General features: G+C 64.4%; 14 protein-coding genes. 8 read left to right on the forward strand and 6 right to left on the reverse strand.

What is annotated here, in order from left to right; genetic code table 11:
- Window positions 1–152: 152 nt before the first annotated feature.
- Window positions 153–1388: an NYN domain-containing protein gene (locus KTR40_RS16230; RefSeq protein WP_228404392.1), complete on the forward strand. Its 1236-nt coding sequence runs from the start codon at window positions 153–155 to the stop codon at window positions 1386–1388.
- On the opposite strand, the gene KTR40_RS16235 is transcribed toward KTR40_RS16230, so the two are convergent.
- Window positions 1385–1756 (reverse strand): VOC family protein, encoded by a 372-nt coding sequence (locus tag KTR40_RS16235; RefSeq protein ID WP_228404393.1) that lies wholly within the window; start codon window positions 1754–1756, stop codon window positions 1385–1387. The two genes, KTR40_RS16230 and KTR40_RS16235, sit on opposite strands and share 4 nt — an antisense overlap.
- A 105-nt stretch (window positions 1757–1861) precedes the next feature.
- Here KTR40_RS16235 and KTR40_RS16240 point away from each other — a divergent pair, with 105 nt between their 5' ends.
- Window positions 1862–2185, forward strand: a complete 324-nt coding sequence (locus tag KTR40_RS16240) for a hypothetical protein (RefSeq protein WP_228404394.1) — start codon at window positions 1862–1864, stop codon at window positions 2183–2185.
- A 190-nt stretch (window positions 2186–2375) separates the two neighbouring features.
- On the opposite strand, the gene KTR40_RS16245 is transcribed toward KTR40_RS16240, so the two are convergent.
- Both KTR40_RS16245 and KTR40_RS16250 read right to left on the reverse strand, forming a co-directional pair.
- Complete coding sequence (locus KTR40_RS16245) at window positions 2376–3743, reverse strand: MFS transporter (RefSeq protein WP_228404395.1); 1368 nt, start codon at window positions 3741–3743, stop codon at window positions 2376–2378.
- A 580-nt stretch (window positions 3744–4323) separates the two neighbouring features.
- Entirely contained in the window at window positions 4324–4797 is a 474-nt protein-coding gene (locus KTR40_RS16250; protein ID WP_139030488.1) for an SRPBCC family protein, read from the reverse strand.
- 226 nt (window positions 4798–5023) lie between these two features.
- Between KTR40_RS16250 and KTR40_RS16255 the strand changes: the two genes are divergently transcribed.
- On the forward strand, window positions 5024–5497 hold the full coding sequence (locus tag KTR40_RS16255) for a GNAT family N-acetyltransferase (RefSeq protein WP_228404396.1): 474 nt from the start codon (window positions 5024–5026) through the stop codon (window positions 5495–5497).
- 171 nt (window positions 5498–5668) lie between these two features.
- Window positions 5669–7219, forward strand: coding sequence for a phospholipase D-like domain-containing protein (locus KTR40_RS16260; RefSeq protein WP_228404397.1), 1551 nt, complete (start codon window positions 5669–5671; stop codon window positions 7217–7219).
- A 42-nt stretch (window positions 7220–7261) separates the two neighbouring features.
- Here the strand turns inward: KTR40_RS16260 and KTR40_RS16265 are convergent, their stop codons facing one another.
- Both KTR40_RS16265 and KTR40_RS16270 read right to left on the reverse strand, forming a co-directional pair.
- Window positions 7262–8524, reverse strand: coding sequence for a M20 family metallo-hydrolase (locus KTR40_RS16265; RefSeq protein WP_228404398.1), 1263 nt, complete (start codon window positions 8522–8524; stop codon window positions 7262–7264).
- Window positions 8521–10215 (reverse strand): amidohydrolase, encoded by a 1695-nt coding sequence (locus KTR40_RS16270; protein ID WP_228404399.1) that lies wholly within the window; start codon window positions 10213–10215, stop codon window positions 8521–8523. The genes KTR40_RS16265 and KTR40_RS16270 overlap by 4 nt, the downstream gene beginning before the upstream one ends.
- Window positions 10216–10367: 152 nt before the next feature.
- Between KTR40_RS16270 and KTR40_RS16275 the strand changes: the two genes are divergently transcribed.
- From KTR40_RS16275 to KTR40_RS16285, 3 genes are all read left to right on the forward strand, one after another.
- Window positions 10368–11567, forward strand: a complete 1200-nt coding sequence (locus tag KTR40_RS16275) for a helix-turn-helix domain-containing protein (protein WP_228404400.1) — start codon at window positions 10368–10370, stop codon at window positions 11565–11567.
- A gap of 174 nt (window positions 11568–11741) precedes the next feature.
- Complete coding sequence (locus KTR40_RS16280) at window positions 11742–13073, forward strand: MFS transporter (RefSeq protein ID WP_228404401.1); 1332 nt, start codon at window positions 11742–11744, stop codon at window positions 13071–13073.
- A 107-nt stretch (window positions 13074–13180) separates the two neighbouring features.
- Window positions 13181–14455: an ArgE/DapE family deacylase gene (locus tag KTR40_RS16285; RefSeq protein WP_228404402.1), complete on the forward strand. Its 1275-nt coding sequence runs from the start codon at window positions 13181–13183 to the stop codon at window positions 14453–14455.
- A gap of 47 nt (window positions 14456–14502) precedes the next feature.
- Here KTR40_RS16285 and KTR40_RS16290 read toward each other — a convergent pair whose 3' ends face one another.
- The gene (locus KTR40_RS16290; RefSeq protein WP_228404403.1) at window positions 14503–15015 is read right to left on the reverse strand and encodes an OsmC family protein; all 513 of its coding nucleotides are present in this window, start codon (window positions 15013–15015) and stop codon (window positions 14503–14505) included.
- Between KTR40_RS16290 and KTR40_RS16295 the strand changes: the two genes are divergently transcribed.
- A complete protein-coding gene (locus tag KTR40_RS16295; RefSeq protein ID WP_228404404.1) occupies window positions 14987–15466 on the forward strand; it encodes a hypothetical protein in 480 nt (159 codons plus the stop codon). The genes KTR40_RS16290 and KTR40_RS16295 overlap by 29 nt on opposite strands.
- Window positions 15467–15473: the final 7 nt, after the last annotated feature.

Consider the following 15473-nt stretch of genomic DNA (forward strand, 5'->3'; position numbering starts at 1 on the left):
TACGGCCGAAGTACCTAGGTTTCCGGCTGGAACCGCATTCCTGAACCACACCCAAAGGGACGCGGACGACGGCGGGACGTCCCGCCGTCGTCCGCTTGCGTGTCGCATCGGGAGGGGTCGCCGGTGGGCGGCGTTGCTGGCACACTGGCCCCATGAACGAGGCACTTTCACCCTCCCGCAGGCCTGGCATCCGCGCAGCGATGTTTGTTGATTTCGACAACGTCTTTACCGGCCTGCAGGCGCTGGATCCGTTGGCGGCGAAGCGGTTCGCCGAGGACCCCAAGCATTGGGCCGACGCCTTGTCCGCCGGGGGTTCCGGAGAGGGGCCGCGCCGCTTCCTGATCCGCAACTGCTACCTGAACCCGATGGTGTACTCGAAGTACCGGACGTACTGGACCCGCGCCGGCTTCCGCGTGATCGACTGCCCGTCGCTGACGCAGCGGGGGAAGAGCAGCACGGACATCAACCTGGTGCTGGACGCAATGGACGCGCTCTCCGGAAGCGGCGGCATCGAAGAGTTCTTCATTGCTTCGGCCGATGCCGACTTCACGTCCCTGATCCAGCGCTTCCGTGCCGCTGACCGGATGACAACGGTCATCGCGGCCGGCGCGGTGGCTTTCGCTTACCGGGAGATGGCGGACCACGTGGTGGAATCCCACGATTTCGTTGCGATCCTCAACGGGACCACCGCGGAGCCCATCCATGCCGTGGCCTCTGCGAAACAGCCGCAGGTTCAGGCTGCAGCCAAGGCGAAAACCAAAGCCAGCTCGCCCGCCATCCGCGAGGTCCTGGAGTTCGTACGCTCCGCGCCGGGGCCGGTGGTGGGCGCGATGGTGGCCCACCGGGCGCTCACGGCGGACCCTTCCCTGAAGACCGACTGGGGCGGGTTCGGAAAATTCGGGACGTGGGTCTCGCAGATCGGCAAGGACGTGGAATATTCGGCAGCCCAAGGCGGCTGGGTCTGGGACGGGAAGCGGTTCTCGGTCGAGGATCTTCCCGTGCCGGCCGAGCAGCAACCGGGCATCGAGGAGCAGGTCACCCGCGTGACGGATGTGCCCGCCCTTTCGTCCGCCCAGTTCCGGCAGATTTTCCAGTCCATGGCAGCCCGGCTCCGTGAACATCCGCTCAACCGCACCGAGCTGTCCCGGCAGGTGCGGGACGACTGCGTTAGCGCAGGCCAACCAGTGTCACGCAATGCGGTGAGCTTCGTCCTGCAGGGCCTCACCTACGCCAACTTCCAGCTCAGCGACGAGGCGACGGCGGAAGAGCTGGCAGCAGCGTGGACGGCGAACGTGGAAGAACTCTGCCGGGTGGCGCTGCTGGAGTTCGACGCCGCTGAAAAGCTCGCAGTGCGGCGGTGGGCCAGCGGAGGCCTGCTGGAAGCCTAAACGTGCTGGTCGAAAAGCACCGGGTTGCCGTCCGGATCCAGCAGCATAAAGCTCGCAGGCCCGGTGGTCCCCTCGTCCGCCTCGGAGAGGAATTCCATGCCCTTGGCTTTCAGTTCGCGCTGGAGTTGGCGCACGTCCGTGAACGGCTCCACCGGCTCCGCGTTCTGGTTCCAGCCCGGGTTGAACGTCAGCATGTTCTTCTCGAACATGCCCTGGAAGAGTCCGATGACGGTGTCACCGTTCTTCAGGATCAGCCAGTTCTGCGTGATGTCGCCGCCGAACCTGCTGAAGCCAAGGTTCTCGTAGAACGCAGCGGAAGCCGCGATGTCCTTGACCGCCAGGCTGACCGAAAAAGCGCCGAGCTGCATGTGCTACCCCACTCTCCAAAAGGGACGGAACTGCTGCCGGCCGCGATCCGGCGCGGCAGGAATAGACTACAAGCACAACATCCCTTCCAACATGGGGAGGTCCTCATGGATGCCGAAACCGCCGCTGTGACCGGCCACGACGTCACCACAATCGTCTGCGTGTGCGGCAATACCGTCAGCCAGGATGGCCTGATCCAGGCCAACTCCCAGGGCGTGCCCGTTTACGCCGGCGGCCACACACCGGTGCCCGCAGGACTGGCGGCGTGGCCGGAGGACGAGGACCTGTACACCCTGTGTCCCACATGCGGCCGCGTGTACCGCGACGCGGTGATCGAAGAGACCGGGACCGCGCCCGTCGCTTTCCGGGTAGACGTCACCGCTGACCCGATTGCCGGCGCCATCCAGGCCCATTGGAACCTCAGCGGGTAGTAAGGGGCACAGCAGTAAGGGCCACAGCCGAAACCAGCCACATCCTCCGGCGGCTATTATGCTGAGCGGACCATCCTGGAGGAGCAGGCCCTGTCGGTACCTGCCAGCGGCAAGCGGACGACGGCGGGAGGTTCCCGCCGTCGTCCGCTTTCTGTTTCTCAGGCGCCGTCAAAGGCGAGGCCGCAGCGTCTCAGCGGGCAGCTTCAGTTTCGAAGGGCGCCTCGGAGGTGTTTTCCACCGCCGCGGAGGCTGCCGGCGTGCGGACCAGCAGCGTAGCCACCGCCGCAAGGATCAGTGGCACAGCCAAGGCCATGAAGTAACCAGAGACGCCCAGCCCGCCGAGGATCAACCCGCCCAAGGCCGAACCCACGATGGAGCCAAGGCGTCCGATGCCGATGCCCCAACCCGTGGCAGTGGCCCGAAGCTGGGTAGGGTAGGCATTGGCGATGAGGTAGTTGAGGGCAAGCTGTTGGCCGCCGATGCCGAAACCGGCCAGGCCGATCAAAACGAACACCAGCGCAAAGTTTGAACCGGCCAGGCCCAGACCCAATGCAATCAGGATCCCGGCACCGAACATTGCCAGCAGCAATTTACGGGCGTTCACCCTAGGCAGGATGATCGACAACGGAATCGCGAAGAGAATGAACGCGCCGTTGACAGTCACAGTGCCCATAGCCGCCTGAGAGCCTGCCAGCCCCAGTGCTTTCAGGGCGGTGGGCATCCACAGGAGCAACAGGTACCAGGCAATCCAGTTCAAAAGATAAGTAGCGAACACTGCGATAGTGACCACCCGGTACCTCGCAGAGAAAAGCGCCGCAACGGAAGTCCGGTCCGATTTCTTGTCCTCTGTTATCAGTTCGGCCTCCGGGTCCACCGGCTGGCCGAACATAGCCTCCATAATCCGGCGCGCCTGCGCCTGTGCAACTGGGTTTCGCCTGGTGGCGAGGAAGACGGGTGATTCGGGGAGCAGCTTCGCGCAGACGAGCAACAGCGCGAGAGGAAGCACTCCGCCCACGAGGAAGATGCCGCGCCAGCCCATCACGGGAAGCCAGGCCGCGGCCACCAGACCGCCGAGCAATGCGCCGCCGGGCAGGCCCAGGAGCACAAGGGTCATGAACGTGCCGCGGCGTGCCTTTGGGCTGAACTCCGCCGTCAGTGCCAGGAGCGCCGGCGTGGCCCCGCCCATGCCCAGGCCGATCAGGAAACGCAGAACAACAATCTGCTCCAGGGTCTGGGCAAAGGCGCCCGCGAGCGAGAAGACGCCGAAGAGGATCAGTGCCAGGAGGATGGTCTTTTTGCGGCCGATTCGGTCCCCAAAGGTGCCCAAAGTCATGGCGCCCGCGCACATTCCAATGGTGCTGGCAGTGATGACCCAGGTCATGTCGGTAGCCTGAAGACCGAAGTCATCAGCGATCGCCGGGCCGATGAAGGCAATCGACTGGGTATCGAACCCGTCCAACAAAGCGATCACGAAGCACAGGGCCACAACGGACCAGCGCTTCGCTCCCATAGGTGTTTTGTCGATGACGTCCTGGACGTTATAGGCGGTTTTAGTCAACGCTGACTCTCTTTCAACTGTCTGTTGGCGCTCGGCGAACCGGAGAATTGCCGCGGCGGCGCACTGCAGTAGGCACTGCGCTTGCCAGTGGTCACCCCTCGCAATATGGCAACCCTAGGGCGATTATTGACAGAAGAAAAATACCTATTCAGGCGGTATTGATATCCCAAATAGCTGAATCCACCAAGCAACCGGAATCGATTCAGGGCGTCCAGCGAAGGTGCTTCCAGAATTGCTAGGCAATTATCGCCGAGGGCTGCCGCGCAGGAAATCGCCACTGCCGCCATCGTGGCGCCGGAGGCGCGCGCAGTGACCCTTCACATGTATGCCGGGATCCCAGGGACGGCCGCTCGTCGCAGGACCCGGACCACTTCGAGCCGATCCCTAAGAAAACTCAAGGCCGGTACCGACGCCGTTATCAACATTCGAGAATCTTCAGCTCAAGGGCAAGGAGGACGTCGGGTTCTGATTCATCGGACTGGACACGAAGAGAAGTAAGCGGACGACGGCGGGAGGTCCCGGCGTCGTCCGCTTGCTGTTTGCCAGGCGTCGCTTGCCTAGCTGGCGCCGCCCGGTACTTCTACAGCTGTCCGGTGGGGCCGGTGTCCTTGACTTCGCCTCGCCAGGCGCCGGTTTCGGTGCCGCGCGATTCGATGAAGTCCTTGAACTTGCGCATGTCGGCCTTGACCTGCATCTCGTCCATCTTCAGTGCCGCGCCTGCCTTTTCAGTGAGGGTCTCCGGCGCCCATTCGAAATGGACCCTGACCTTCGTGTGGTTGGCATCCAGCGGCGTAAACCTGATGATGCCGGCATGGGATTTGCCGTCGGTGCTGCGCCAGGCGATCCGGTCGTCAGGCTCCTGGTCAACTATTTCTGTATCGAATTCCCGCTGCACGCCGCCCACCTTGGTGACCCAATGGTTGGTAGTGTCTGTCAGCTGGGTTACCGATTCCACACCGGACATGAACTGCGGAAAGGATTCGAACTGGGTCCACTGGTTGTACGCGGTCCGCACAGGTACAGCGACTTCAACGGTCTCTTCAACGTGTTCCATCTGCTTCCTCCTCATGACGGACGGCCGCAACAGCGGACCGGCAGAGCGTGCCATCCTGCCAGCCAGGCAGCCGCCACCCCTGCACGATAAATCCGGCGGCGAGCTGTGTCCAGACCTTCGGAATAACGGACGACGGCGGGAGGTGCCCGCCGTCGTCGGTCACCGGATGCAGGTGGCGGCGTTCCCGGCGCCGCCCGGCGTGATGTGCTGCAGTAAATTTATGCTGGTGATTTCCATTGACCGGGACGATCCCGCACGCGGCGACGTCCATCAGCTCCTCACCGAACACCTGGCGGACATGTACGCCACGTCCCCGGCCGAAAGCGTCCATGCCCTGGACCACACCGCGTTGTCCGGGCCGTCGATCACATTCTGGACGGCCCGCGAGGACGGTGATCTGCTGGGGTGCGGCGCGCTCAAGCTCCTGGAGTCCCCACCCGGGTCCACGCTCCACGGCGAGATCAAATCCATGCGCACCACGGCAAGCGCACGCGGACGGGGCGTGGCGACGCTGATGCTCCGCCACATCCTCAACGACGCCCGCGCCCGGAACCTGGAGCGCGTCTATCTTGAGACCGGAACCGAGGATTACTTCGCTCCGGCCCGGCGCCTGTATGCCCGGAACGGCTTCACCGAGTGCCCGCCGCTTGCCGGCTACACCGTGGACCCCAACAGCGTCTTCATGGAACTCCCCCTCTAACGAAGGCCCGCTTTCCCATCAAGCGCCGGTGACATTGGTCAACACCGTCGTAGGCTACTAACCAGGGCGGACAATGAGGGCGGCCTTGGGCCTCGAAGGGAACATCGAGTGGACAGTAGTGCCGGTTACTGGTTCTTGAGTGGTGCTGAGCGGGCACATGCTGCCACCAGCGTGCACGCGGAAGGTGCCGGATCGCAGGCCTGGTCTGAGGGCAACCTGGTGCGGCCCCTGGTTCATGGGGCAGCCTACTTCGCCCGGCTCCATGAGGAGCTGTCCGCACTTCAACCGGGCGACCGTGTATGGTTCACCGACTGGCGAGGCGACGGCGACGAAAAGCTTACGGACGACGGGCCGACGATCGGCGAGTTGCTGGCGCGGTTGGCCCGGGCGGGAGTGGAAGTGCGCGGCCTGGTCTGGAGGTCCCACGGAGAGCGGGTCTCTGCCCCCATGAGCAACCTGTCCAACGAACACCTCAGCCGCCAGATCAACGACGCCGGCGGCGAAGTGCTGCTGGACCAGCGGGTGCGCCTCTTCGGCTGCCACCACCAGAAACTGTTCGTCATCCGCAACCGCAACGACCCTTCGCGGGACGTCGCGTTCGTTGGCGGAATCGACCTGTCCCACAGCCGCCGGGACGACGCCAACCACATGGGTGATCCGCAGGCGGTGGAGATGGATCCCCGGTACGGGAAACAACCTCCGTGGCACGACGCCGCCCTCGAACTCCGGGGCCCGGTGGTGGCTGATGTGCTGGAGTTGTTCGCGGAGAGGTGGAACGACCCCCATCCCCTGGACCGGCGCACGCCGTACCGGATGCTGCTGCAGCGGCTGGCAGGCATGCCCCGGCATCCCAAACCACTGCCGGAGACTGCGCCGCCGCCGCCGCCGGCCGGCCCCCATGCCGTGCAGCTGCTGCGGACCTACGGCGTGAAGCATCCGCCGTTCCCCTTCGCCCCGGGTGGTGAGCGGAGCGTGGCCCAGGCCTATACCAAGGCCTTCTCCCTGGCCCGTTCCCTGATCTACATCGAGGACCAGTACCTGTGGTCGGCTGAGGTGGCAGCCGGAATCGCGGCGGCCCTCGAGCAGAACCCCGGGTTGAACGTGATCGCCGTGGTGCCGCGCTACCCGGATTCGGACGGTGCGCTCGGCGGGCCGCCCAAGCGGCTGGGCCAGCTGCGCGCCATTGAGACAATACGCCGCGCGGCACCGGACAGATTCGGGGTGTTCAACCTCGAGAACAGGGCCGGGACTCCCATCTATGTCCACGCCAAGGTCTGCATCATTGACGACACCTGGTTCACCTGCGGGTCGGACAACTTCAACCGCCGGTCCTGGACCACGGACAGCGAGCTGACCTGCGCGGTCATTGACACCTCTGCCGGCCAGCGTGGCGAGCCCGGCCTTGGCACGGGTCCGGGTTCTTCCCGTCCGTTGCCCCACTCGCTCCGGCTCCAGCTCTGGGCCGAACACCTGGGCCTGGACCAGGATGACCCCCGGCTCAACGATCCGGCAGACGGCCTCAGCCTGTGGAATGCCGCCGCCGATGCCCTGGACGAGTGGCACAAGCCCGGAAGCCACGGGCCCCGCCCCAAAGGACATGCACGGCACCACGTTACGGAACCGGTGACGCCCCTGCAGCGTCTCTGGGCGGCTCCCGCCAACCGCTTTTTCGTGGACCCGGACGGCCGCCCCCGCAAACTGCGCGGCACCACCCGGTTTTAGCAGGCAAGTCCACGTGTGGAGATGGCAACATCAGTGCTCTTCTTAACGCGGATTCTCCTTTCGTAAGTCCCCCCGGGCCAGCCTGCGCGTCACCTCGGTGAGCAGCTCCATCCCGCGGAGCGCGTCGTCATCGCGGGTGTATTCGGCCTCATTGTGGGAGATGCCCTCCACGCTCGGCACAAATAGCATCACCGTGGGCACCGCGTCCTTCAGGTTTGTCGAATCGTGGCCTGCGACGGTCATGACATCGGCGTGGGTGAACCCCAGATGCTCAGCGCTTTTCCTGCCCAGTTCCACGCCGGCGGGCTGGTAGCCCACGAGTCCCCAGCTGTGCGTCAGTTCCAGGGCGATGGCGGTCCGGGAGCTTTCCGCGGCGTCGATAATCCGCTTGTCCAACAGCGCAACAGCCCGGGCCAGCACATCCTCGTCCGGGGAGCGGAGGTCCAGGTTCATGAGCACCTGGCGGGCAACCGTCACCGGAGAATTAGGCAGCACGTTCATTTCCGAAACGGAGGTGTGGAGCAAACCAGGTTCGAATTCAGCGGTCAGTTCACGCGCGGCCGTGATGACCAATGCTGCCCCATAGAGCGCGTCACGGCGGTCCTCCATGCGGGTGGCGCCGGTGTGGGACTGGGCTCCATCGACGGTGACACGGTACTTGCTGGCGGCCCAGGTCCGGTGGACGATCCCCACGTCGGTTCCGCTCTCCTCCAGCGTCCTGCCCTGCTCAATATGGATCTCGGCGTAGAGTGCGACGCTGGCCAGTCCAGGCGCTTTCCCATCCGGCCTCCGGTGCCCCCCGGCAAGGGCCTGGCCGACAGTTATGCCTCCGCCATCGGTAGTGGCCAGGGCACTCTCCAATGGCATCTTCCCCGTGAAAACGGAGCTTCCCATCATGCTCGGGGCGAACCGGCTGCCTTCCTCGTTGAACCAGTTCACCACCGCCAGGTTGTAGGCGGGCGCCTGGGTTCCGGCCCCGAATTCCTCAGCCACACGAGCACATGCGTACGCTGCGGCCAGCACACCATAGGCGCCGTCGTATCGGCCCGCCAAGGGCTGCGAGTCCAGGTGTGAGCCCACCAAAACGTACGGTGCGCCGGGATTCAGCTCAACGGTCCCGAACTGGTTGCCGGCGTCATCCACCGTTTCTTCGAATCCGTGCCGGGCCAGCCAGTCACCGAACCATTTCCGGGTGGCGTGGTCGGCCTGGGTGCCCGCCTGCCGGTCCACGCCGCCGCCGGGTGTGGCACCAAAGCGGGACATTTCCGCGAAATCTTCCAGGAATTGAGTATCAGTAGTGCTCATCGGGTTTCCTTCCCTGTCAATGCTGGTTCAAGCTCTGCCCCGCTGGTCCTGACGGGCACGTTCAGGTGTCCGAAGCGGATCTCGCCTCCTACCACCGTGGCCAAGACTTCAGTGCTCGCGATGTCCGACGGCGCCACGGCGGTGGGGTCCTGGTCCAGGAACACAATGTCGGCAAGAAATCCCGGGGCCAGGCGCCCTTTGACGTCAGCTGTTCCCGTCGCAGCCGCGGAACCGGTGGTATAGGCGGACAGCGCCTCGGCTGCGCTGATCCGCTCATCCGGGCCGTAGATGCCGCCCGATGGCGTGCGCCGCTCCACGAACGACTGCATGACATCGAGGGGCCGGCCTTTGGAGACGGGGCGGTCTGAACTTCCAGGGAGTACCGCGCCCCGATTCAGCAGGCTCTTCGCCCGGTAGGACCAGGCCGTCCTCCTCGGCCCCAACAGCCCGGCCATCCCGTCACCGAACTCAGTGATGAAGTGCGGCTGGGGCACAAGGACGATGCCGGCGGCGGCGATCCGGTCCAGCTGCTCGGGGCGGACCACGCCGCCATGCTCGATCCGGTTGGGCAATCCGTTGAGCCCGTAGCTTTCCTGGGCCTCAGTAATAATCTCTATGGCATGGTCAACGGCATGGTCCCCGATAGCGTGCATCGCGATGGCCCAGCCCGCCCGGTAAGCCTCGAGCGCCGAGGAGCGCAGCTCGTCCGCACCCATCTGCAGGTATCCGTGGTTGTGCGGGCATCCGAGATAGTCTTCGGTCATGTAGGCGGTACTGCCCAGGAGGGATCCGTCGCTGAAAATCTTGACCGGCCCCAGCCTCAGCCACTCATCTCCCAGGCCGGACCGTATGCCGGCATCAAGACCCCGTGACACCGGGTCAGTCGAGTGGCCAGGAACGGTGTGGAGAGCATCCAGGACCATCATCGTCTGCATCCGGACGCTGAGAAGGCCCTTGTCCCGGGCGTTCTGGTAGGCGGCAAACTCGCGGGGCGAGTAGCCGATCCAGCCGCCGGCAATGCCAGCGTCGGTGACACTCGTGATTCCTTCAGAAAGATAGTGCGTGGTGGCGAGGTCCAGTGCCCGCTCAATGGTTTCCAGTGGATACGGCAGCATAATGTCCTGGACCAGCCGCATGGCATTTTCTTCCAGCAGCCCGGTAGGACGACCGTCCGCATCCATGACCACCAGCCCGCCGTCAATGGGCCCGGTGAGGTCCGCACCGGCTGCCACCCGCGCCAGTGCGGCGCCGTTCAGGGTGCAGGCATGGCCCGAGGAGTGCTTGATCCAGACCGGACGGCCACCGGCCGCCGCGTCCAGGCGGTCCCGGTCCGGCTGCTGGCCCCCGAGCAGCAGAGGGCTGTAGCCCGAGGCCACCACCCACTCGTCCGTTGCCAGCCCTGCTGCGGCCCGGGCGACAATGCGGTACACGTCCTCAAGGCTTGCGGCCTCTCCAAGGTTCGCCTCCATCAGCCCGAGGCCGAACCACACGCTGTGCGCATGGACGTCATTGAACCCGGGAACAACCGTTGTCCCGTCCGCGTCGATGACGCTGTGGGCATACCTGGCAAGATCGCCGTCGGGATCCACCGCAAGGATCTTGCCGTCATGGATGAGCAGGCTATTCGCCCGCGGCCGGGCTGGGTCCTGCGTCAGTATGCGGGCATTGTGGATCAGGAGATCGAAGGGCATGGATCCTCATTGGTGGTCGTCCCGGATGTGGCCCAGGGTCGGGTTGCGTTAAAGCTGCTGCCGTATCATTCAACCCTGGAACATTGCAGCACCCAATGGACAAAAACCGCCGGTTTGGAGCCAATATTTGAGCTTTTGCATAAAATAGTTGCATGACAGCCACAACACAGGGCGAACCCGGCCGCCCTCCGGCGCCACCACGGGAGTTCCGCCTACATGGCTCCAGCGAACCGGAGTGGACCGATCTGATTCAGAAACTGTGGGATCAGCGCCGGTTGCTGGTATCCGACTTCCTGGAGCGCTTCTCCGCGGTTTCCTACGGGGATGCCCAGGTTCCGGAATGGGACGTCCACCGCACCGCCGTGGACACCATGGACATGTTCCTGCTCCAGATGGCGGGCCTCGAACTTCCGGATGACCTGAAGGCCCTTCCCCGGGAGGTGGCCATCCGTCGTGCACGCCAGGGGGTCCCGCTGGATGCCTTCCTTGAAGCTGTCCGCAATGACTTCCGTGTCCTGTGGAAGGGGCTGGAACGGGTCGCGGGCGAAGAGGGAGTAGGCGCCCTGGTTGCCAACATGGACCGGATCCTGGATACGGTCGAGGGCTACGTCAGCAACATCCAACAGGCCTACGCGGAAGAGGAAGCGCTCCTTACCCGCGACAGGCAGTTGTATCGGCAGAGGCTGCTGTCCCGGTTGTTCAACACCGATCTTGACTCCCCGAATGAAGTCGAGGACATGGCCGGGGCACTGGGATTGGATGCCAACGGGACCTTTGAAGTGCTGGCAGTGACGTCAAAGTCACTGCCGCAAGCCCAGCGCCAGTACGCCTCCGACTACCGCACGTGCCTGTATGAAAACGCCGGATCCCTTTATCTCTTCCGCCACCAGCGCAAAGGGAAGACCTGGCAGCAGGAGCACCCGGAATTCCCCGCGGGCTACGTGCCCGACGTCATGGGGCTTGCATCTGTTCCGGCGGCCGCGGCGTCAGCGCTGGCACTGGCCGAGCAGAACGGCACCGGCTCAGGCCTCTCCACGATGCAGGACGCATGGATGCGGATCGCCTCCGGACTGCTGGAAGACACCCTCCCGGGCTTTTCCGATCCCGTGAAGCATGCGCTGGACCGCTGCAGTCCGCACGAACGGCACCGCCTGCTTCAGGTCGCGCGCAGTTACGCCAGGACCGGATCGATCAAGGAGACCGCTGCGGAACTGTACTGCCACCGGAACACCGTAGTGAACCGCCTGCACAGCCTGCAGGATGTGATTGGGCTTGACCTGACAGTGCCAGCGCAGGCCGCCTTGGCACTCGTCTCGCTCAGCCGATACGAAGCCTCCACCGGCGCTTTGTGAAAATGCCCAATCCGTTCCGTAAAACCCGGTGGAAATTGTCATTGTTCAGGGATATAGCACTCTCCTAATCTCGAATAACCATCGCATCTCCGTATGAGCTCCACAGCCCTCGGCCCGTCGACCGCCATGGAAGCGCCGATGCGAATCCCCAACACACGTCCGAAAGGCCCAACAGTGACGACCTCACCTTCAGCACCCGCCGCGGCAGGTGCACCGCCAGCCGTTTCCGGGAAGGACGCGGGCAAGATTGCCCGCGCCGCATTCGTTGGGACGGCGCTGGAGTGGTACGACTACTACCTCTTCGGCACGGCAGCTGCGCTCGTATTCAACCGGCTGTTCTTCACCAACATGGATCCCACAGCCGCGCTGCTGGCTTCCTTCGCCACCTTCGGCGTTGGCTTCGCAGCCCGTCCCATCGGTGCCGTTATTTTCGGCTACATCGGCGACCGCTACGGCCGCCGGCCGGCGCTGCTGACAACCATCGTCATGATCGGAGTGGCCACAGCCTTCATCGGCCTTCTGCCGGACTTTGGGACAATCGGCCTGGCAGCGCCGATCATGCTGGCAGTGCTGCGCCTGGTCCAGGGGCTGGCAGTGGGCGGCGAGTGGGGCGGTGCAGTCACCATGGCCGTTGAGCACGCGCCGGTGGAAAAGCGCGGCCGGTATGCAGCGCTGGTCCAGGTCGGCTCGCCGGTCGCTACCCTGCTGGCCTCCGGCGCATTCGCGGTGGTTTTGCTCTTCCCGTCTGAGGCCTTCGACGCCTGGGGCTGGCGCATCCCGTTCCTCCTGGCCTTCCCGTTGCTGGGCGTTGCACTCTGGATCCGGCTGAAGGTCGAGGAATCCCCCATCTTCAAGGACCTCCTTGCCGAAGGCGAAACAGCCAAGGTCCCGGCGCTTGAAGTCTTCCGCCATGCAGGCGGCCGCCTGGTCGTGGCAGTACTCGCCGCACTGCTCGGCGTCGGCGGTTTCTACATGATCACCACGTTTGTGGTGAGCTACGGCTCAAACACCCTGGGCGTGGACCGCGGCGTCATGGTTAACGCCACGCTGGTGGCGGCGGCCGCCCAGATCGTCGTGACCTTCTTTATGGGCCGCTTGGCCGAAAAGATCGGGCCGGGCAAGGTCACTATGTGGGGCGGCATCCTCAGCGCAATCATGGCCTTCCCCCTCTTCGCCATGATCGACACGAAGTCCCCGCTGATGATTACGTTGGCCATCACCATAGGCATCATCCTCATTGCGGTCGCCTACGCCGTAAACGGCGCCCTGCTGACCGAACTGTTCACGCCAAAGCTGCGCTACTCCGGTGTGGCCCTGGGCTACAACATTGCGGGCGCCACGAGCGGCTTCATGCCGCTGCTGGCCACCGCCATGCTTGGAATCTCCGGCAACCAGTCCTGGGGCGCCGCGCTGATCCTGGTAATCATCTCTTTGCTCACTGCCGTCGGCGGTTTCCTCGGCGAGCACCTGCGCGTTCAGGACAAGAGGCTCGTTGCCAGCAGCTAACGCCGCCGGCCGCGGATCTTAGGTACGCGGCCGCACGATGCGAGCTCAACCATCAGCAAGTGGGGAGCCGTCCACCGGACGGCTCCCCACTCTTTAGGAGAACGAACATGATCAGTGACGACCACACCCAGCGGATCCTGAACGCCGTTGACGCGGCCTTCGATGCCCAACTCTCCTTTACGCAGGAGCTTGTGAGGCACCCATCACTGCGCACCAGGGAGGGCAGCGCCCAGGACCTGATGCATGCAGCCATGGCCGGCCGCGGCCTTGAGATGGACCGGTGGGAGCTGAACGCCGAAGACCTGTCAACGCATCAAGGCCATGGCGCGGTGACCGTTTCATACGAAGGGGTCACCAACGTGGTGGGCACCTACCGGCCTGCCACGGAACGTGGCCGCTCCCTGATCCTTAACGGACACGTCGACGTCGTTCCCGAAGGTCCGTCCGAGTCCTGGTCCCGGTCCCCCTGGGACGCTCCCATTATCGATGGCTGGATGTACGGCCGGGGTGCCGGGGATATGAAAGCAGGGCTCGCCGCGAACCTCTTCGCGTTCGATGCCGTACGGGCCGCCGGATTTGAACCCGCGGGCCGCATCCACTTCCAGTCCGTGGTGGAGGAAGAATGCACCGGCAACGGTTCCCTTGCCGCCCTGATGCGCAATTACCGCGCAGACGCTGTGATCATTCCCGAGCCCGAGGATGACATGCTGGTGCGCGCCAACGTCGGCGTGCTCTGGTTCAAAGTACGGGTCACCGGCAGCCCGACCCATCCGCGCGAGATGAACACCGGGTTCAACGCCATTGACGCCGCCTATACAGCCATGTCCGCCTTGCGGGAGGTCGAGGAAAAGTGGAATGCGGACCGCGGGTCGCACCCGTACTTCGAAAATCTGGAGCACCCGATTAACTTCAACTTCGGCGGCATCGCGGGCGGGGACTGGCCTTCCAGCGTGCCTGCGTGGTGCGAGTTCGACGTGCGGGCGGCATTGTATCCGGGCACCAGCGCGGAAGAGGCCTGGGCGGAACTCCAGGAATGCCTCGCCCTGCTGGCCGGCGGCGAGGCTCCGATCAACGCTGTCGCCACGAAGACCGGCTTCTTCTCAGAAGGCTACGTGCTGGAACCGGGGAGTGATGCCGAGGCTCTGTTGGAACGAACGCACCGGCGCGTGTATGGCCGCGACTTGGAAAGCTTCACCACTCCGGGCTACCTGGACGGACGGGTCTTCAGCCTTTATGCGGATACTCCGGCGCTGGTTTACGGCCCTGTTTCGGAGGCGATCCACGGCTTCGACGAGCGCGTGTCAGTGGAGTCGATTCGCAGCATCACCAAGAGCATCGCCCTGTTTATTGCCGAATGGTGCCGTATCGACGAGCGCCCCTAGTCCGGCTGGACTTACGGCGCGCAGCTTTGGGGTGTGCGAGTTCCCGCCTAGCCGATCCGGAGGTAAAGCTCCACCGGGACGGGCCGGCGCACTGCATCATCGACGGGGCAGTGCTTCAGGCCCCACTCCACGATCTTCCGGACGGCCATCTCATCGGCGGCAGGCCCTACCCGAACGGCCACCCGTATGCTGGCCGGGCCGGCGCTGACGTCCTCGGAGATGCCCAGGATACCGCGATCGTCGGACTCGCTGTCCACGTCGACCTGCAGCCCGGGCAGTTCCACGCCCTGCTCGGCTGCACGCATCACCATCAGGGTAGCCGCGCAGGAGGCGTAGGCAGCACGGAACAGCCAGCCGGGCGACGGCGCCGAACCCGTTCCGCCCACGCCGGCGACCATGTCGGTCTCCAAGGAGGAGCCATCCGTGCCGGTGACCCGGATGCGGAGGCCCTTCACGACAACGGCCGAGGCAACGGAATCGCGGTAGCGAGCCTCGTCGGTATGGGCGCCCAGATATGCTTTGGCCGACTTGATGGCTTTGGCAATTCGCGAGCTGCTCATCGGTCTCCTCAGGTTGGGTCTTGATACTGCCGGCGCTCTCTTCCGTCAGCCGCCGCCAGCCGAGGTGCCACGTCGATGCGTCCCGTTCAATCTCCTCGGCGAGATCGTCCACCTCTTCAGGGCGCATATCGATGCCGGCCTCCTCGAAGCGCTCCTCGAGCACATGGCTCACCTCGTCTTCAATGTGTCCCAGGTGGATCTCGTCCTTAATTTCGTCGGCAATGCTTTCGGGACTCTGGACGTGAGCCGCCGCAACATCATCGTCATCAACAGGGACATTTGGGGTATCGCCGTCAGCCATACTTCATGGTTGCGGTGGCGCGCCGGGCGGTCAATAACCCCGCCGAAAAGAAAGCGGACGACGGCGGCAGGCGCCCGCCGTCTCTACGCCCGAACGGCTTCCCCGAATGCCCGCCGTCTACGTCCTAAACCCCAACGGCGTCTTCATTGAGCTCCAC

The organism is Pseudarthrobacter sp. L1SW (assembly GCF_020809045.1).
Taxonomy (GTDB): Bacteria; Actinomycetota; Actinomycetes; order Actinomycetales; family Micrococcaceae; genus Arthrobacter.